The organism is Pelistega sp. MC2, from assembly GCF_900099475.1.
Taxonomy (GTDB): domain Bacteria; phylum Pseudomonadota; class Gammaproteobacteria; order Burkholderiales; family Burkholderiaceae_B; genus Taylorella; species Taylorella indica.
In genome coordinates this window covers 48,023-67,383 of sequence record NZ_LT628276.1, presented here as the reverse complement: position 1 = coordinate 67,383, position 19,361 = coordinate 48,023, and the positions used below count along the sequence as shown (strand labels likewise).

Below are 19,361 nucleotides of genomic sequence, written 5' to 3'. Positions count from 1 at the left end.
GGTAAGCGATGACAAGACATATTGAAGTACAAACCGTTTTGGGTGCGCAGTATTTTGCATTGAAACAGTTAAGGGGCAATGAAACTGTATCTACACTATTTGATTATGATATTGAATTGATTGCGCCTCAGGAAGATGTAGATTTAGAGCGTCTATTAGGGACGACTATGACGGTAACAATAAAACAGGAAAATGCTACCCGTTATATTAATGGCATCGTTATTCGTGCTGAATATGTTTCGCCCTCTTCAGATACCGAACGTGAGCATATCTATGCGGTTAAGTTAGCTCCTTGGTTATGGTATACCTCTCAAAAAAGTAATAGTCGTATTTTTCAAGAGCAATCTGTGCCGGATATGATTAAAAAAGTTGTTGCTGAGTATCCATTCGAGTTGAAGTGGCAATTATCAGAAAGCTATCGAAGTTGGCCATATTGTGTTCAATATGATGAAACTGATTTTCAGTTTATAGCGCGACTCATGGAGCAAGAGGGTATTTTTTATTGGTTTGAACATAAAGACGGAAAACATATTCTCAATTTAGCAGACTCATCTACTGCCTATAAACCTATTGATGGAGAGTCGGTCTTACCTTATTACAGTGTAGATCAGTCGTTACCTCCACAGGGAATTATTGTACAAAATTGGCAAGAAAGTCAGCAGTTTTTCAGTAATAAACATACCATGGCTGACTACTTTTTTGAGAAATCAGCACAAGCTCTGGATGTAGATTATACGATTACACAACCAGCTAATAAGCAGTTAGAAATTTATGATCCATTAGGGGGATATTTCGAGCGTAGTGACGGTGATAAGTATGTTCAAGTAATGGCAGAAAGCTATGCGTGGCAAGGGCATGTGATTCAAGTGCAAGCAAATTATGCCATGCTTGCCACAGGCAAAACGTTTAGCTTAAAAAACCGAGAGAATACGCCTGATAAATTATGGATTATTGGGACACACATTTATTTATCTCAGTCAGCTAGATCAACACAAGCAGATGAGCGTGACTTTCATATTGAAATGACATGTCAGGCTATCCCCACAGATGTACCATATCGACATCCTAAAATTACGCCAGTGCCTAAAGCCTATGGGCCTATGACGGCCAGAGTGGTAGGAACGCGAGGAGAAGAAATCTTTACGGATAAGTATGGGCGAATCAAAGTGCAATTCCACTGGGATAGGGAAGGTCAGAGAAATGAAAATAGTTCTTGCTGGTTGCGTGTCTCTAGTCCTTGGGCAGGCGGTGGTTTTGGTGGTGTACAAATTCCGCGTATCAATGATGAAGTTATCGTTGGCTTTGTGGGTGGGTTTATCGATAGACCCATCGTAGTCGGACGGGTATATAACGCAGATAATATGCCAACATGGAATTTCCCAGATGATGCTACGCAAATGGGGACTGTTACCCGCACAAAATTTGGTGATGCATCCACCGCGAATTTTATGCGGTTGCAGGATAAGCCTAATGAAGAAATGTTAGGTTTCCAAGCCCAAAAAGATATGAATACTAAGGTTAAAAATAATGAAGACCTTGCTGTATCAGGGACACAAACCGGGGAGCATGGAGGCACTACTGACTTATCTGTTGGTGGATATGACGATAATATTTTCAAAGATAGCTCTACAGAAACTAATCAGGCTAACCAAGTTAGAACGATTAAAGGAACGTCTAGTGAAACAGTTACCGGTCCTAGAACACATACTTTGTCCGGTAATGCAAATATCCTTATGTCTAGAGGATATGTACAAAGTGTGAGTGGTGGTTTGGCTGATTATACCTATGGAGCGGGTCGAGATAGAACAGTAGAAACGGAATATACACGTACCGCTACAGGACCCTTTACACGTAAAGTGAGTGGCAGTGAAACAGTCACGATAAATAGTGCTCAGAGTACTACTGTACAAGGTGGTCCTCAGACAATTGAAACGGGTACGATGACAGTTACCACTACGGCGGGGGATGCTACTGCAGTAAGTAAGACAGATACTCAAGTAACAGCAGGATCAAGTATTAGTGTTTCCACGCCTGCAAGCATTGATGAGAATACTCAACAGGTTAAAGAAGACTATAACAATAAAATCAATTTGACCCTTATAAAATCAGCTGATATACAGAATGTGTCTACTTCTTATACCGCATCAATTAATTTATATGGGGCTAATGAAGGTATGTATCTTTCAGCAAGAGAGCTGTCAGCGATCAAAGTGGTGGCAGGTCTAAATACCTTGGATACTCAGTTGATAAAGTATGAAGCGGTAGGTGTAGCACTAAAAGGCGTTGGAAAAAGTGATAAAGCCTATGCAAGTCCTGCTGAATTTACAGCTATAACCATTAAGAATGCATAAAGAGAGGTGACATTTATGTTTGCGACAAATCAAATGATAGGAATGGATTTTGCTTTTCCAGATGTGTGTAAATCACCTGCATTAGTTCCCATACCTTTACCTGATATGGCTTTTCCTATGGCGGCGATACCAGTGGCGATCAAAATTTTATTTAATAATGCGTTTGCACATAATATGATGACAACCATTCCTTTGACCTTAGGTGATTTGCCAGGTGTTGCATTGGGAGTTATTTCTCAGACTGTGGCTTCACAAAGTAGAAGGCTAGTATTAAATTCCTATACCACATTATTGTTTGGTACTCCAGCGAATCGAATGTGTGCAGGTGGACCTCAGAATATGATTAATACATTTGGTTTTACGATTATTCCGAGTTGTCCTCATATTAGTATTTTGGCGGCATAGGAGTCAATAATGAATCGAATTTTTCATATTAATGCGCCTTCGGTCAGTGAAGAAATCTTGTTTAAATCATTAACAGGTGAGGAGTACCTGTCGGGATTATTTGAGTTTAAGGTTGCTTTTTTAGTAGAGAATCGTGGGTTTGATACTAAACAATTATTGGGGCATGATATTACCGTTGAGGTAAAGGAAAATCAATATCAAAAAGTATTGAACGGTATTGTGACAAAGGTACAGAGAGTTGCAGAAGAGACCAAGACAAAGCGTTATTTTAGCTATGAGGCTACTGTGAGACCTTGGCTATGGTTGGCAACCCAAACAAACCATTATAAAGTTTATCAAGAAAAAACCGCGATAGAAATTATTCGCGATGTCTTAAAAAATTATCCATTCAAACTAGAAACTAAATTAACGGGCACGTATAGAGAATGGGGATATTGTGTTCAGTACGATGAGACAGATTTTAATTTTATTAGTCGATTAATGGAACATGAGGGGCTCTATTATTGGTTTAAGCATGAGAATGGAGAGCACCGTTTGGTAATCGCCGATAATATGCAAGCACACCAAGCGGTAAAAGGTAAGAGTACACTTAATTTCTACCCTAATAGCTTAGGTGAGAATCATGTCCAACCACATTTTTATCGTTGGCAGCCATCTGTATCCTTGGGAAGTAACCAGTTCGCATCGACTGATTACAATCTAAATAAACCCAGTGTTTCATTAGAGGTCAATAAGCAGTCTGGGTTGCAGAATAATCACGGCTTATCACTTGAGATTTATAAACCTATGGGTGATTATACTGATGTAGAAGAGGGGCAACAATTAGCAAAAATTCAGGTCGAAATTGCAGATGCTCAACGTAGCAAAGTGAGAGCTACCTCAAATGCTTGTTTCTTAGCGGTTGGGTCAACAGTAGGGTTAGAGAAACATCCAAATAGTAAACAGAATCAACAATACTTAATCACTCGACTTGCATATGATTTTGCTGAAGCTCCTTATATGAGTCATGAGGATCATCAGTCTCGCTTAGCCTTACAAGTAGAGTTAATGCCATCTGATGTGCAATACCGACACCCTATCGTTACCCCCAAACCCTATACATATGGTCCGCAGACGGCACGCGTTGTTGGGCCAGATGGGGAAACCATTTGGACAGATGAGTTTGGTCGGGTTCGTGTCCAATTTCATTGGGATAGATATGGTCAATACAATGAGGATAGTTCATGCTGGGTGAGGGTCTCAAATCCATGGGCTGGTGGTGGGTTTGGTGGTATTCAAATTCCACGTGTTAATGAAGAAGTGATTGTGGACTTTTTAGGGGGTAGACCGGATAGACCTATCGTTGTTGGACGACTTTATAATGCTGAAAATATGCCACCAGTTAAATTGCCAGAGCAAGCAACAAAAAGTGGTTTTCATACGCGTACCAAAGATGGTAATCCTGATCAAGCTAACTCTTTATTATTTGAGGATGATTTAGGTCAAGAATTGCTCAAAATGGTTGCTCAAAAAGACATGGACCTTTTGGTTAAGAATGATAGCAATCATAGTGTAGGAGGGTCATCTGCAACAAATATTACCGGTGCTCATCAATGGAAGTTTGGCGGCAAGGTGGATAAAAAAGTACAAGGAAACGCGACGTATCAGCATGAAAATGGGCATACTCTAAAAGTAGCTGGAGATAGTAAAGACACCGTACATCAACGCCAATATCGTCAGTACACAGGTACGAATGCAGAAACAACAGCAGGAACAGAATCATTGACAGTTGCACAAGAACCTTCGATACATCACTATGCAACAGGGATAAAGCAAACGATTAATGCGTTTCGTAATGATAAGATTGCCGCCGATAAGATTAATACGCTTGAGGCAGGTTCCAACGTTGAGATTGGTGGATTATTGCAGACAATTGTTACGTCTGGAGCAATGGGTTTCTTTGCGCCTATTCATCAAATTACGGCGGCATCGGCCTTTACCTTAAGCTCTGTTGCTAAATATTTAAACTTAGTTGATACGAAGCTAGTATTGAATGCAGGCAGTATAGAGAAACAAGCAACGATTAGTAAGAATAAATTACCTGCCGCTGCTCACAATAAAAAAGTGACGGCATTTCAATTGGGTGTCGCACTTATGGATAGTAAGTCAAGTAGTAAAGTAAGCGATAGTAATATGGTGAAGGTGGCTTTGGGTGTAACTAATGATGCTATGAGCGCTATTAAGATGTCCGCTGTAGGACTACAAGCAAAAATCCTTGCCCGTACAGAAGTATCAGAAGGTATGGCGGTTAGTTTTACCGGTGTAGATTTAAAACACTATGGTAAAAAATTGGACAAGTATGCACTTAAATTGAATGTATAGTTTATGAAAATATCCAAGTCAATTGCCTCTAGTCTATTAGTACGTCCCTATCGTTGGAAAGGTCAGTCACGCATAGGGTTAAGTCTAATGTTACTCGTCAATACCAAATCTGGTGCACCGGTTATTGAGTCTGAGAGTAAGTTATGGAAAGTGGCGGCAGAGCATCTAGATTCACAAGGGATTATAGAATATGGTATTCCAAAAGTTTATCCAGAATTTTTGGTATCAGGCTATGCCTATACAGCGCATCAACAAGATAAAACATCTATCCGTGTTGCGGTAGAGGTTAATGATAAAAAACGCGAATTACTTGTGACGGGTGACCGCTATTTTGACGGTGATAAGATTTCTAACCCTCTTGCATTTGAAAGCCTGCCTCTTTCTTGGGCAAATAGCTATGGAGGGGGAAATTATGAGAATAATCCTTTAGGCCGAGGAGCAGAGGACATTCTCAGAGAGAATGTGGCTATCAGAGAGTTGCCTAATATTGAGGATCCTACTCAGCAAGTGATTGATAGGCAGAAAATCTATAGAGCAGTGAATTTTGGGGCACAGTCTATTACCTGGCCAATCAGATTTTCTAAAGTAGGGTCATATACTGAAAAATGGCAAAAAACGGATTTCCCGGGTTTTTTTGACGATATGGATCCTAGTCTGTTTAATGCAGCACAAGATGAACAGATATGGTTTGATCAGGTGGAGTTTACGGATAATACTCTGTTTAACGTTAAGAATATGCATCCAGAGAAGCCTCAATGGTCAGGCATTGTACCTGCGTGGAGAGGAAGGTGTTTGATTGAACTGCAAGAAAATGAAACCACAGAGCCATTAATAAGAGATGTATTTTTATCGTTAAAAACATTATGGCTGATTCCTCATTTAGAAAGTTATATCGTGATTTTCCAAGGCTCTGTGCCTTGTTGGTATGAGGATGGTGCAGAAATTAAGCATGTATTGGCAGCCGTAGAATGGAAGCATTCACCCAAAGAGGCGGCGCATTATACGTCCTTTATGCGCACCAGAGAGAACCATGATGAATCTGCCTTATTAGCTTATTTAGATGAAGATTTATTACCTGAAAATGTACAGATTGATACGATTGCTCCGACAAGTGAGATGAAAGGGCATTTAGCAACTAAATTAAGCCAATTACAAAAGTATATGTACTCCATGGCGAGAGAGCAGCTAACAACTATGGGGGTTGATGCTAATCATTTTTTACCTGAAATAGTTGGGCCTATGCCATCTCCTTTAGTAGATATGCGGATGTTACCTGAAGAGCAGAAGCTTAGAGAGCAACAACTTCAGCAAATGAAAGAACATTTAAAAGAGGTGAAAGAGGCCTCGATTAGGTTCAAAAGAACGGCAGGAAAAGACAAAACAGTCCTAGAACTGTTGGGGGGTGAGGACTATTTGAAGCAAATCATCACCCAAGGAGATGGGGCTAATGTTAGTCGTCAAGAGACAGCATTAAGCACATTCGCAGAGTCTTTTGAGGGTATAGATACTGTTCAAATGGAGAAAACACAACAACGTCAGCAACAGCTCTATGCAATGAGTGCCCATTTACACGGTAATACATTCATTGAAGATAAGACAAAAGCTAACGTCTTAAGAGAACTGGTGTTACAGGCTATCAATGAACAGAAACCGTTAGAACATATGGATTTAACGGGAGCAGATTTAAGTGGCTTAGTGTTTGATGGGGTAAGTTTTAAAGCCAGTGTTTTAAAGAAAGCTAATTTACGACAAAGTACATTTAAAAATTGTTGTTTTGATATGAGTGCGCTTTGTTATGCAGAATTGACAGCAAGTAAGTTTGAACAGTGTACTTTTGAAATGAGTAACATTAGCTTATGTACGATGGATCACTGTCTTTTTGAGTCATGTCAATTCCAGAAAATGACGATTGAGCAGTTGAAAGTACAGCACAGTTATTTTAAACATTGTGATTTTTCTGAAATTTTTATTCAACAAGGTGAGTTTCAACAGAGTGCGTTTAATGTAGGGGTATTAGAAGGAACCGTATTTGTAGAAAGTTCTTTGGTGGGTGTTGAGTTTACCGAGACGCAAATGAATAAATGTGCCTTTATGAATACCTCCATTGAGAAGAGTGCATTTATTGACTGCCATATAGTACGGTTAGCCATTAATGATGGGGCGATTGTACACACACAATTTACCAAGTCATGGTTAGAAGCTATCTCTGTTAAGGTAGATCAGGTATTGGCAAATAATGACTTCACACAGGTTTATATTAAAAATAGTTCATTAAGGCAACAGATTTTTGAACAGGTAAATTTTAGTGAAGCTATTTTAGATAATACTGATTTTTCACTTAGTATTTTTAAAAATGCAGCGTTTAACCATTCACAAACACCACAGTCTATTTTTGGTCGAGCTAAGTTTTTACGGGTGGATTTTACTGGTGCAAACTTATCTCACTCATTGATGGGGCGTTGCGTCTTTGAGGCAGTTAATTTTACACATGTGAATTTTTTTAGGACAGAGCTAGCATTGAGTCATTTCTCAGATGATTGTATTGAACATGAAAATTATATGGTGCTTGCTCAACTAGAGCCTAGTCAACGGGAGGCTACTTGATGAGAGTATCAGAACAGCAATTAAAAGAGTGGCTAGATAATGGTATCACGATAGTGAATGTTGATTGCTCAGGCATGGATTTTTCACATATGGATATGCGAGGAGTTATTTTTGAGAATGTTAATTTAAAAAATACACTGTTCCACCGTAATGCATTTGATGAAAGTATTTTTAATGACTGTGATTTTGAAAACGCCCGTTTTATTGAATGTGAATTAAATGCAACGCTGTTTAACCAGTGTAATTGTTCGGGTGTTAACCATATCAATTGTCAAATCACTAAAACCAGCTGGTCAGAAAGTCAGTTTATAAGTACCCAATTTCATGATGGGGTATATCAAAAAGCTGCCTTTATCAAAAGCGACTTTTATAAGGCAAGATTTCAGCAGTTAACCGCTACCGAACTTGTGTGTACTGATACACAGTTAGAGGAGACGGTTTTTGATCAGTGTAATTTATATAAATCAATTTTTTATCAGTTAGATTTAAGGACATGTTTATTTTCACACTGTGAGTTACAAAATATGGTGTGGACCAAATCAAATCTGGCACACCATCGGTTTGATGGGGTGAATTTATCGCAAAGTGTATTTACAGAGGCAGATTTAACGGGTGCCTCATTTAAAAAAGCCAATTTACTGCAAGCATCGTTTAATGAGGCAAAAATGTCGTTTGTTTGTATGGATGAGGTACAGGGCAAATATGCCATATTCCTAGAGGCACAGGCAGACCACCTGAGTGCGAAAAATGCTGATTTTGAACAGAGTATTTTTGTCGAAGGCTTTTTTGAGCAGGCCGATTTTAGTCAAAGTAATTTGTCGTTATCTGTTTGGCAAAAAGCGAATGCCGTTAAGGCAAATTTCGACAATTGCCAATTTTATTTTACTGATTTTTCTTACGCCAATCTTAGCGAGGCTTCTTTTGATGGAGCAATGTTTAAGGAGACGCGCTTTCACCGTGCAATCACTACCGATCAACAGCTGAAAAAACGAGCTGGTGTTCGTGAAAAAGATGATGCTTTATTTGAAGCTGAGTTATGGAGTGAACAATATCACGCTTAATGTCTTGAGCAAGTGTAGAGGATGATATGAATCGTATTGCTAATATAGAAACAGTACTTGGGCAGCAATTAGCCTTTTTATCGTTACAAGGTCATGAAAAACTATCAGACAGTTATGATTATCAGGTAACCGTCGTTGCAGAAAGATTGCCTATTCAGCCAGAAAGCTTGTTAGGGACGGTAGCGAGTATTGCTCTTGAAAATAACCATCAGTCACGTTATTTCAATGGTGTCATTACCAAGGTTGAGTTGGTCAATGAAAAATTCCATCAAGAGAAAAAACATTATATATACAAGCTGACTTTACGCCCTGAATTATGGTATTTGACGCAGGTTAATAATAGTCGGATTTTTCAGGAAAAATCAGCCTTAGATATTGTTAAAGAAGTATTAGCTGAACATCACATTAAGTTTGAGGACAAAACCTTAGAAAGTTATCGCACATGGGTATATTGTGTCCAATACGAAGAAACTGATTTTGACTTTATCAGTCGCTTAATGGAGCATGAGGGGATTTACTATTGGTTTAAACATACAGCGGATGATCATACGCTGGTATTAACAGATCATAAAAATAGTCATCCTGCCTTAGCCGTGAATGCACAAGCACACTTTGTAGAAGAAAATGGCGTAGCGACGCCTACTGAACAGCATATCTTTGAATGGAATAGCATAGAAGAACTCACGCCTAGTAGTTATAGTACACAAGACTATAACTTTGAAAATCCCCGCGATGATATGAGAGGAATGGTGACCAAAGCTGAGCAGTATACGTTTGGGGTTGACTTAGAAATTTATGAGCCTTTTGGTGGGTATGCTAGTTATGCCGAGTCCAAACATTATGCTCAAGTGCACTTGGAGGCTTTACAAGCACTACAACACCATACGATAGCTAAAACACGGCTGCGTGATTTGGCACCGGGTTATACCTTTACACTCAAAGGGTTTCCTATTGCCGCAGAGAATAGTAAATATCTGGTGATTCAGGCAACGTATGATATTCGGGTGCAATCTTATGTTACGGATGAGCAAACGAGTTTAGTAGAAATTGATACGCTACAAATTCCGGCGACGGTACAATACCGAGCACCAAGAGTCCATAAAGAGCCTAAAATGTCTGGTCCTCAAACTGCTCAAGTAGTGGGACCAGAAGGAGAGGAAATTTATACCGATAAATATGGACGTATTAAAATTCAGTTTCACTGGGATAGAGAGGGCAAAAAAAATGAAGAGAGCTCTTGCTGGGTACGTGTCTCTACCCCGTGGGCAGGAGATGGTTTTGGTGGCGTGCAAATTCCACGAATTGGTGAAGAAGTGGTGGTTGATTTTGTTGATGGGCAACCGGATAGACCAGTGGTGATTGGACGAGTCTATAACGATTTAAATATGCCTCCTGTTAACCTTCCTGATGAGGCGACTAAGAGTGGCTTTTTTACCAAGAGCCGTTATGGGGATACCAGTCAATCTAATCATTTAATGTTTGAAGATCGCCCTGGGCAAGAGATGCTGTCATTGCAAGCAGAGAAAGATTTAAATACACAGGTGAAAAATAACCAGACGCAAAAGATTGTCGGTAATACCGTGTCAGCGATTAGTGGATTTAGATCGCATACCGCTCATAGCACCTCCGATACTGAGCTCGCTTCTGGTCGAGAGAATACCTATGAAAGTGACCATCAGAGAAGTATTCAGACGCAATTAACAGAAGAAGTGGGTGGGAATTTAGAAGAAAACTACTTAGACGGTGTAGATGAAACCATTACCGGTTCTTTAACCAGCAGTGTTGCAGGGGTGGCAACACATACCGTTAAAGGCTTGCATATTAATACTGATGCTTCTGATGATGAGGAAGTGACGGGTACAGTGAGTGAAACGATTGGCGGACAAGAAGTCAGCCAAATTCAGAACGGTGCATCATTAAAGACAGGGGATATTGATTTTAAAGCACAGACCTACGATGTTGTGTCTGATCAAAGTGAAACCACCGTAGATACAACGGATTATTCTATTAAACCAGCGGCGGGAGCGTATTTTGATGCCAAAGATAAAATTGAGCATAAGGCACCAACGCTATTAACAATGTCTCTATTAGATACGACGGTCTCGGCAAGTAGTGATAAAACCGTTAATGTTGGTCTTTCGTTGACTGCCTTGAAAGATAGTATGGCAGCTGATGTGCTCTCCAAAAATGTATGCTCTATCGGGGTTCATGCTAACTCAACGAATGTACAATTAGCGACTATGGGGGCAACAGGTCTGAATTTCCAGATGCTAGGTGCTGAAGATAAATCTGGTTTTGCAGATCTGAAGTTTACAGGACTTTCGCTTGAGACAGGCTTTCAGCAATGGATAACTAGTCTCGGTAAAGGTAAGAATGGTAAAGGTGGTGGTAAAAAGAGTGATGGCGATGGATCTGATGGTGGTAATCCAAAAGATAAAGATGGAAGTGGTCAAAATAAAAACCCAGAGAAGAAACATAATGAATGCAAAGAATGTCAAAAATTAGCTCGTGGCGACGGATCTATTGGTTATGCCCTAGGTGATGAGCAATTTGAGCATACGGATTTTAGTTTAGGTGATGCGATTCCTATTACGTGGGAGCGTCGTTATGTTTCCAACTGTTATGCGTTTGATACGGCAGGGGTTTTAAGCCCATTAGGTCCTCGTTGGTTGACTGAATACACACGGTATATTTATCGTGATGGTAATCATTTTGTATATATTGATAAATTAGGTCGCTTAGTTGAGAGCAGAGACAATTTAGCGCTTAATGAAGTATGGTATGACCGTAAAGAAGAGCTGTACTGGGAAATAGTGGCAGAAGGTCATATTGAAATCCGTTATAAAAATCATACGGTAGAGCATTATGAAGCGATGGCAGGGGTGTATCGACTCACGTCTATACGAGATGCCAATGGTAATAAAATAGTCTTGGCTTATGATAAAACAGGTCAGCTTGACACCTTATCATCGCCACTCTACCAATTACAGTTTGTCTATGACCAAGATCATCGTGTGACCCAGATTAGTTATCAAGGACTAACACCAGAAAGTGATACTCCGCAGACAATTATTGTGGCACAGTATCGCTATGATGTTCAGGGGGATTTAGTACAGGCGACGGATCAGTTTGGCTCAAGTAATCATTATCAATACGAACAGCACTTGGTCACTCGCTATACCGATAAAACCAATCGTGGCGTGAGTTTACGTTGGGATACCACAGGTGCCGTCCCTCGCTGTATTTATGAGGTATTAGATGACGGCACCATGGCATATAGCCTGCGTTATGATCGAGAGAATTTGACAACTTATGTCACGGATGCTTTAGGGCAGACAACCAAATATACCTTTAATAAAGAAAATTATTTACTGGGCATTTATTATAGTGACGGTACCTCACGAATTAGTCAACGTGATGAATTCAATAATATTACACAGGTTAAATACGCAGATGGCACAGTGGCAAACTTTGTTTATGATGCCTTTGATAATCTGATTGAAACCATCAATCCAGACGGTAGTCGAATCCGCTATACATACGATACAGATAATCATTTACGCGTGTTAGAAGAGCCTAATGGTAGTCGTTGGTTACGTGATTATGATCAATTCCATCAGGTGATAGCAGAGACTGACCCCTTAGGACATGTGACCGAGTATGGCTATTCGGCTCAGGGCTATGTGACGCGTGTTATTGATGCCAAGGGAGGTGTTAAACACCTCATGTATACGCCGACGGGTCAGCTCGCTGCCTATCGAGATTGTTCGGGTAAAACTACGCAGTATCGTTATGATGCCTTTGATCGCTTAATAGAACTTATTGAGCCGAGTGGCACAACAGAGCACTATACCTATGATGTGAAAGGACAGTTAGCCAAAGTAGAGCGTTCAGGTACTAATCCCGTCTATTTGACCCATGATGAAGAGGGGCGACTATTGACGTTTGTGGATGGCTTATCCCATACGACCTCATACCGTTATAACGAAGCAGGACGGGTTCAGGCGAGGATTGATGCACTGAATCATGAGGTAGCGTATCGTTATGATCCACTGGGTCGATTAAGTCAATTACTCAATGAGAATCAAGACCGCTATACATTTGCCTACGATCCACAGGGTCGTTTAGTGCATGAGCAAGCGTTTGATGGTAAGCAAAAACACTATCATGTGAATAAGCAAACGGGTCGTTTGGACGGGGTGACGTTTGAAGACCAAACGATACGTTATCAGTATGATGTGATGGGACGAGTGACGAAGGTCATGAGTGCGGATGAGACACGATCGTATGGGTATGATATGAATGGACGTCTCATTTTCGCCGAAAACCCTCATGCCCGCCATCAGTTTACGCTAGACGCGCTGGGTAATGTGATTGCCGAAGATCACGACTATACGGTGTTTGATCATCAGGTGAGTAAGCACTGGGCATTTGCCTACGATGAATTATCCAATCTGATCACGACGACGCGTCCCGACGGTCGTGTGGTGGATTACTTGCGCTATGGGTCAGGTCACCTGCATGGGATGTTGCTAGATAAAGAGCGTTTGATTGATGTGGAGCGTGATAGTAATCACCGCGAAGTGAAGCGACACTGGGCAAACGATTTGATGCAGAGTACTGAGTACGATATAGCCGGCCGACTCAGTCAGCAACATACGCAAACAGGTAAATATGTCAAACAAACCGTCTTGCAACGAGTCTATGACTATGACGGCGCCAATCGGTTAATAGGGATTAAGGATAGTCGCAAGGGAGAGCTAAGCTATCAGTATGACCCGATAGGGCGATTATTACAGGCGAGAGGGCCATTAGGAGAAGAGCGATTTAGTTTTGACCCGGCACATAATATCTTAAGTAAGAGCACCCAAAATTCGTATGATTACACGCCATCGAGTACCTTACCGTCAGGGGTGTCAAGTGTATTAGGCAATCTCTTAAAAGGGATAGCGGGGACACACTTTAGCTATGATGCGCGAGGGAATATGACGCGTAAAGAGGGGGTCAAAGGGATACAGACCTTCCAATGGGATGGACATAATCAATTACGGCAGAGTGGATGGCAAGGGGGAGCTCGGGAGAGCTTACGCACAGTGTACCTCTATGATGCGTTTGGGCGACGTATAGCCAAGCGAGTGGAGGCGGGTGAGCATCATCGGGTGGTCAGCCAAACGTTGTATGACTGGGAGGGATTAAGCATTGCCTCCGAGGAGCCGTTGCGTACAGCCCATGCAAGGAGTCTCTCTACGACACAGGGGGTCGCGCTAGCTAGAGATGTACAGTATGTGTATGAGGACGGTAGCTTTGTTCCGCTAGCCCAGTATATCAATAGCAGTACAGGCGAGGCAGAGCATATTAGCCCGATGAGGCTAACGAGTGAGTGTGAGCCGAGAGAAGCCCTAACCACTACTCCCCCTAAACTCTATCACTATGTATGTGACCAGATAGGCACGCCGCAACTATTGCTGAACCAATCCCAAGAGGTGGTGTGGGAGGCAGAGTCCAGGGCATGGGGAGAGACCTATGTGGAGCCGAGAGAGGTAAAAGAGGGGGTGGTGAATAACCATCGTTTCCAAGGGCAGTACTATGATGAGGAGAGTGAGCTACATTATAATACGTTTAGGTATTATGATCCCGAGCTAGGACGCTTTATCAGCCAAGACCCGATAGGGTTGATGGGCGGGATAAATGTGTACCAATATGCGCCGAACCCTGTGGAGTGGGTCGATCCGTGGGGGTTGATTTCTTCGCTAATTATTAGACAGTTATTAAAGCAGGGAACACGTGCAGGCAAGGATTTTACGAAAGCCGGTAAGGCTGCAGTTAAAGAGCAGAATAAAATAACTAATGCGGGAGCTATGAAGTGTGCCAATTGTGGTCAAGAAGTAATAGATGCACAGCAACACAAAAAAGGAGTTACTCCTCCCAGTAATGAGGCACACGTGGATCATATTAAGCCTAAAAGTAAAGGGGGTTCAGGAACGATAGAAAACGGACAAATATTGTGTAGAGTATGTAACTTAGAAAAAAGTAACAAATAGGTATCAATTATGGATAAGAAGATTTTTTTTAAACTAGAAGTAGTGAATAATTATCCGCCCGTTGACGAAGAAAGTTTATGGGCAAAGGAATTGCAGAATGGCTTATTTGAAATTGATAATATTCCTTTTTATACAAAAGAAGTTTCATTGGGCGACTTAGTATCTACAGTTCGTAAAGATGATGTTTTGTATTTTAAAAAAGTTGAAAAAAATTCTGCAAATAACACACTTCGAGTAATATTTCTGAGGAGCGATGAGTTCGTGGTGACAGTATCTCAATATTTAACTCAGTTGGGGTGTGAAATAGAGAAATTCTCTGAAAAGTTCATGGCGTTATCAGTTGATAACTTGGATGTCTTAGCATCTGTTCTAGAGTATTTAGAGCTTATGAGTGAACAAGGGATTCTTGACTATGAAACTGGAAAACTAAACTTATAAAAACCCAAACGCAATCTATATTGCTGAACCAAGCCCAAGAGGTGGCATGGGGAGAGACCTATGTGGAGCCGAGAGAGGTAAAAGAGGGGGTGGTGAATAACCATCGTTTCCAAGGGCAGTACTATGATGAGGAGAGTGAGCTACATTATAATACGTTTAGGTATTATGATCCCGAGCTAGGACGCTTTATCAGCCAAGACCCGATAGGGTTGATGGGCGGGATAAATGTGTACCAGTATGCGCCGAATCCTGTGGAGTGGGTCGATCCGTGGGGGTGGAAGCATACGGCTATTTGGGAGCTTATTGATAGTCTGGGTAAGGTTAAAGGGTATGGTATTGAGTTTAGTGGGAGTGATATACCACCAGGTAGAAGGCTAAGCTGGAGTGAACAATTAGCTGTCCATACAGAAAGAAAAATTATGGATAAAGTTTCCCATATAGTAGAACCAGGAGATACTCTAAGAATTTTAGGGGAAAAACCACCTTGTAATCCTGGAGGGAGAGGCTGTCAAGCTGCTATGTCAAGCTTTGCAAGACAGAATGATATTAAAGTAATTTATATGACAACTGATAATGAATGGACATTTGGAGTTTGTGATACTTGATTTGTCTATTGTAGAGTAATCATAGTGGCTAACAGTTAAGGAAACTGGATGGATATACAGAATTGGAAACAATTAAGTCTATTAGAAAGAAATGAATATTTAACCCTGCTCATTCGGCCTTTAGGGAAAGGGCTTTTTACTGTTGACGAATCTTCACTGACAAGCGATTATCCTCGTATTTCACAAGCTATTGGAGAAGTCGTCCTAAATTACAGAGTGATATTTCATCATCAGACGGGTTTAGGGTTAAGTGATGATTGCTATAATAGACTTTTAAAAATTAATCCACAACCTTCAATAACACTTTCAGAAATGAAACCGTTTATTAAGATGGAAGTCAATTTATTTGCCGTGGCTGAACATCCTATACTAGAGGTGGAAGCATATAAAATTATTGGAAAACCTTTTTCGTCAAATAATACACCTGCATTTTTTGACTATTCAGGTGCCGTCAATTTTCTTAATACAATAGGAGCTAGATTTCTCTCAGAGGTGGAGTGGGAAGCGGGCGTCAAGCAAGGGGAAGATATATTATTTCCTTTTGGAAACAGCTTACCTGATGCTGGAGAATTAGACTTGTGGCTCAGCTTTGACTCTCAATCTTTTATGAAGAAGGCAACTGGAAATGGACTATCCGGTTTGTTTTTTGGTGAATGGTGTGGAGACCTATTTAAGAATAGTCATCATAAAAATGCTGAGATAAAAATAGGTGAATATGTGATTAAAGGTGGCGGTGCTTATTTTTGGCCCTGGCAAGCTGATGAGTGGGTTTGGTGTTTATGTGCAATGCGAATGCCATCAGGGGATTTAGTGGATGGAACCGCTGTGCTAAGACCTGCTTTGAGCTTATCTTTTGATTAGCAATTTTAGTTATAACAATAGTGTACAGACATTAATGGTACTAATTGTCTCACTGGGATTAAGGATTGTCACAAAAAGGTGAGATCAGCTACCAGTATGCGCCGAACCCTGTGGAGTGGGTCGATCCGTGGGGGTTGGCGTATGCCAAGATTGTTACCGCTGTCGTTGCGGGTGTAGCTAGGAAATTATACTTTAATAAAAAAGGGCAATTTGCTAAAAAACCGGGTCCCAAGCCTCAGAAAGCAGATGAGCATAGAAATAGTCTTCAATGTAGTAGAACGACTTATGGATATGTACTAAGAGATAGAGATACTGATGAAATTTTAAAGTATGGTGAAACAATAAGTCCTAAAAAAAAGATACTCTGAATCTTACTTGAATGGGGAGAATGCAACGATGGATGTTGTCACATCAGGGTCTAAAAAAGATATGCATCAATGGCAACACACAGAAATACTTAACTATAAAAAAGCTCATGATGGATGTCGACCACGATTAAATAAGTCTGATTGGTAAGATAACGTGAATATTGAGGAGAATGTAGAATGAGATTATGGACTTCTGCTGAGGCTGAACATACGGTAGGGCAAGAGTACAGTAAGATTGTGAGAGGAATTGAAAAGATAGTGAATTCCTATATAGAGGATAAACAATTTTCTGATGCCTATAAAGATTGGCGTTGGGCTTATATTGCTATGTTGGAGGGGCCAATCATGAAGACAATGGACTTACCAGAGATTGTGCGACGTAGCATTAAACGAAAAGTTTTGGAGTTCCGATTGAAAATTGATTATCAGTCTTTTCTTGATGGTGATTATAATCAACGCTTAAAACTGATTATAGATTCTTTAAATCGTTGTTTAGAACATCCGAAAATGAAAAAAACTTGGAAAGTAGCTGAAGGGGACATTGTTGTTTTAAAAGAAGCATTACAGGAGGCAGAAAAGCAAATGAGAAAGAATTAAAGATGGGTCTTTTATAACGACAGAGGGTGTAAGAGAGGGTGTAAGGTATTTTGTGTAGCTTGATTTTTTACAAGTGGTTCAGAACGCTTTCCCTAAACTCCATACTAAACTGATTTAACGCTTGATGCCTGTTCTTAATCGGCCTTGTCCACCGTTTACTTGCCTCATGGATGGCTAAAAACACCACCTTCATGGCGGCCTCGTCGTTCGGGAAGAGCTTGTGACGCTTCGTGGCCTTGCGAATGACGCTGTTAAGGGACTCAATGGCGTTGGTGGTATAGATCGCCCGTCGGATGTCCTCAGGATAAGCAAAGAGCGTTGCCACATGATGCCAGTTGTTGCGCCACGACTGCACGGCTAGTGCGTAATTAGGTCACTTCTTCTCAAAGGCGTCCAAGCCCTGTGATTCCGTAGCCGCTTGGTATATGGCTCTGAGGTCTTGAGTGACCGCTCTAGCATCTTTCCATGACACAAAGCGCATGGTGTTGCGTACCATATGCACAATGCATAGCTGCACCTTGGTCTGAGGGTAGACGGCTTCANAGTCCGGTCGTTGCCAACCCCTTATCAATGATGTGAGGAGGTACCGGCGCTTGATTGAGGGTCTTGCAACAATCACACACGTATTTCGGACGAATGTGATTCTCCACGCTAAAAGTACCGGGCACATAATCCAGTTTCTGACTCACCTCATCCCCAAGATGACGCATCTCAGCACCACAACCACAGGTCGTGCTTTCCAACGTATAATGAATATCCACCGAGGGCAATTCCGCCGGCAAACGCATACGAGACGGTGTGCGAGGTGTGTGCTCTTGACCACTCATGGACGTTAATTGCTGGCCGATGTTGTCTAACATCGTTTCTAGCTCAGCCAGATCCTCATGGGCGTCATCTTCAAAAAGTTTCGCTTGTAGGTCAGGGAGCTGTTCGCTACGTTTAGCAAAGTTGATGCGTCTTAAGATCGCCAACTCCATCTTCACTTGTTCGTAAGCGCTCAGAACACGACGATAGGCCAGATCCTTTTCTTCCACCTGTGCTGCTTTTTTTACAATCAATGCGTCTTGTTGAGCAATTAAGGCTTGTTGTTGCAGCACGAGTTCGCGCAACTGCTCAGCAGTTAACTGGGATAAATCAGAGGAAAGAAAAGCAAAAGAATTCGGCATAAGACGTAGTATGCCTTATGCCGATAAAATAAGCGATCCCGAGAATACCTAATTGACAAGATCGCCCCACTTAGCTCACGATCAAACTAACAATAACGATAGATACCGGCTTCACCTAAACGATGCCAAGGCAGCCCCAAGGCTAAGGCCTGCAGTTGTTCTGCTGACAGTGCCGGATTCATCCGTGAGCCTGCACCGTGAAAGCGTCCTTCATGTAGTCGACGAACACATAGCCACGACCCCATCGCATCGTGCATGAGTAATTTAAGAAGCGTGTGCGTGCGATTCATAAACACATAGGCTTCGTGAGGTGCCACCTGACCAAAGCGCTGAATTGCCTTAGTGCGCAAGGTATCCATCCCCGCTCGTAAATCTGTCGCCTCACTCACCAGGATGATTTTATCTAGTGCCAGTAGGCTAGACGCTTGCTCTTGAATTCCCACTCGTTGGGCGGTCTCGATACGCATTAAAGACGGCATTGATTTCTCCTAACATACACAAAA

12 protein-coding genes and 2 pseudogenes are annotated in these 19,361 nt (G+C 41.3%); 11 read left to right on the top strand and 3 right to left on the bottom strand.

Going from position 1 to position 19,361, the window contains the following annotated elements; translation table 11 throughout:
- Positions 1–8: 8 nt before the first annotated feature.
- The 11 genes and pseudogenes from BQ4443_RS10725 (at position 9) to BQ4443_RS10675 (ending at position 17,692) form a co-directional block, all read left to right on the top strand.
- Positions 9–2,351 carry a type VI secretion system Vgr family protein gene (locus BQ4443_RS10725; RefSeq protein WP_023952843.1) on the top strand — a complete coding sequence of 781 codons (2,343 nt, stop codon included), beginning with the start codon at positions 9–11 and terminating at the stop codon, positions 2,349–2,351.
- A 15-nt stretch (positions 2,352–2,366) separates the two neighbouring features.
- Entirely contained in the window at positions 2,367–2,756 is a 390-nt protein-coding gene (locus BQ4443_RS10720; protein WP_023953461.1) for a DUF4150 domain-containing protein, read from the top strand.
- A gap of 9 nt (positions 2,757–2,765) precedes the next feature.
- Positions 2,766–5,117 (top strand): type VI secretion system Vgr family protein, encoded by a 2,352-nt coding sequence (locus BQ4443_RS10715; RefSeq protein WP_071059055.1) that lies wholly within the window; start codon positions 2,766–2,768, stop codon positions 5,115–5,117.
- Between the two features lie 3 nt (positions 5,118–5,120).
- On the top strand, positions 5,121–7,721 hold the full coding sequence (locus BQ4443_RS10710; protein WP_071059054.1) for a DUF2169 family type VI secretion system accessory protein: 2,601 nt from the start codon (positions 5,121–5,123) through the stop codon (positions 7,719–7,721).
- Positions 7,721–8,782, top strand: coding sequence for a pentapeptide repeat-containing protein (locus tag BQ4443_RS10705; protein WP_071059053.1), 1,062 nt, complete (start codon positions 7,721–7,723; stop codon positions 8,780–8,782). The genes BQ4443_RS10710 and BQ4443_RS10705 overlap by 1 nt, the downstream gene beginning before the upstream one ends.
- A 26-nt stretch (positions 8,783–8,808) precedes the next feature.
- Positions 8,809–14,823, top strand: coding sequence for a type VI secretion system tip protein TssI/VgrG (gene tssI, locus BQ4443_RS10700; RefSeq protein WP_071059052.1), 6,015 nt, complete (start codon positions 8,809–8,811; stop codon positions 14,821–14,823).
- Between the two features lie 9 nt (positions 14,824–14,832).
- A complete protein-coding gene (locus BQ4443_RS10695; RefSeq protein WP_071059051.1) occupies positions 14,833–15,261 on the top strand; it encodes a DUF4265 domain-containing protein in 429 nt (142 codons plus the stop codon).
- Positions 15,262–15,269: 8 nt separating this feature from the next.
- Positions 15,270–15,866, top strand: a pseudogene (locus tag BQ4443_RS10690) (RHS repeat-associated core domain-containing protein); the annotation flags it as partial.
- 48 nt (positions 15,867–15,914) lie between these two features.
- Positions 15,915–16,727 carry a hypothetical protein gene (locus tag BQ4443_RS10685; RefSeq protein ID WP_071059049.1) on the top strand — a complete coding sequence of 271 codons (813 nt, stop codon included), beginning with the start codon at positions 15,915–15,917 and terminating at the stop codon, positions 16,725–16,727.
- 65 nt (positions 16,728–16,792) lie between these two features.
- Entirely contained in the window at positions 16,793–17,095 is a 303-nt protein-coding gene (locus tag BQ4443_RS10680; RefSeq protein ID WP_071059048.1) for a hypothetical protein, read from the top strand.
- A gap of 177 nt (positions 17,096–17,272) precedes the next feature.
- A complete protein-coding gene (locus tag BQ4443_RS10675) occupies positions 17,273–17,692 on the top strand; it encodes an Imm44 family immunity protein (RefSeq protein ID WP_071059047.1) in 420 nt (139 codons plus the stop codon).
- A 67-nt stretch (positions 17,693–17,759) separates the two neighbouring features.
- On the opposite strand, the pseudogene BQ4443_RS12710 reads toward BQ4443_RS10675, so the two are convergent.
- From BQ4443_RS12710 to tnpB, 3 genes and pseudogenes are all read right to left on the bottom strand, one after another.
- A pseudogene (locus BQ4443_RS12710) lies at positions 17,760–18,242 on the bottom strand (transposase); the annotation flags it as partial.
- Positions 18,232–18,669, bottom strand: coding sequence for an IS66 family transposase zinc-finger binding domain-containing protein (locus tag BQ4443_RS10670; RefSeq protein ID WP_256331036.1), 438 nt, complete (start codon positions 18,667–18,669; stop codon positions 18,232–18,234). The pseudogene BQ4443_RS12710 and the gene BQ4443_RS10670, both read right to left, overlap by 11 nt.
- Before the next feature lie 275 nt (positions 18,670–18,944).
- Positions 18,945–19,337, bottom strand: a complete 393-nt coding sequence (gene tnpB / locus BQ4443_RS10665; RefSeq protein WP_083331814.1) for an IS66 family insertion sequence element accessory protein TnpB — start codon at positions 19,335–19,337, stop codon at positions 18,945–18,947.
- Positions 19,338–19,361 lie beyond the last annotated feature (24 nt).

Coding starts and splice junctions, on each gene's coding strand:
- BQ4443_RS10725 (WP_023952843.1), top strand. CDS start 9: ATGACAAGACATATTGAAGTACAAACCGTTTTGGGTGCGCAGTATTTT.
- BQ4443_RS10710 (WP_071059054.1), top strand. CDS start 5,121: ATGAAAATATCCAAGTCAATTGCCTCTAGTCTATTAGTACGTCCCTAT.
- BQ4443_RS10675 (WP_071059047.1), top strand. CDS start 17,273: ATGAGATTATGGACTTCTGCTGAGGCTGAACATACGGTAGGGCAAGAG.
- tssI (WP_071059052.1), top strand. CDS start 8,809: ATGAATCGTATTGCTAATATAGAAACAGTACTTGGGCAGCAATTAGCC.
- BQ4443_RS10715 (WP_071059055.1), top strand. CDS start 2,766: ATGAATCGAATTTTTCATATTAATGCGCCTTCGGTCAGTGAAGAAATC.
- BQ4443_RS10685 (WP_071059049.1), top strand. CDS start 15,915: ATGGATATACAGAATTGGAAACAATTAAGTCTATTAGAAAGAAATGAA.
- BQ4443_RS10720 (WP_023953461.1), top strand. CDS start 2,367: ATGTTTGCGACAAATCAAATGATAGGAATGGATTTTGCTTTTCCAGAT.
- BQ4443_RS10695 (WP_071059051.1), top strand. CDS start 14,833: ATGGATAAGAAGATTTTTTTTAAACTAGAAGTAGTGAATAATTATCCG.
- BQ4443_RS10705 (WP_071059053.1), top strand. CDS start 7,721: ATGAGAGTATCAGAACAGCAATTAAAAGAGTGGCTAGATAATGGTATC.
- tnpB (WP_083331814.1), bottom strand. CDS start 19,337: ATGCCGTCTTTAATGCGTATCGAGACCGCCCAACGAGTGGGAATTCAA.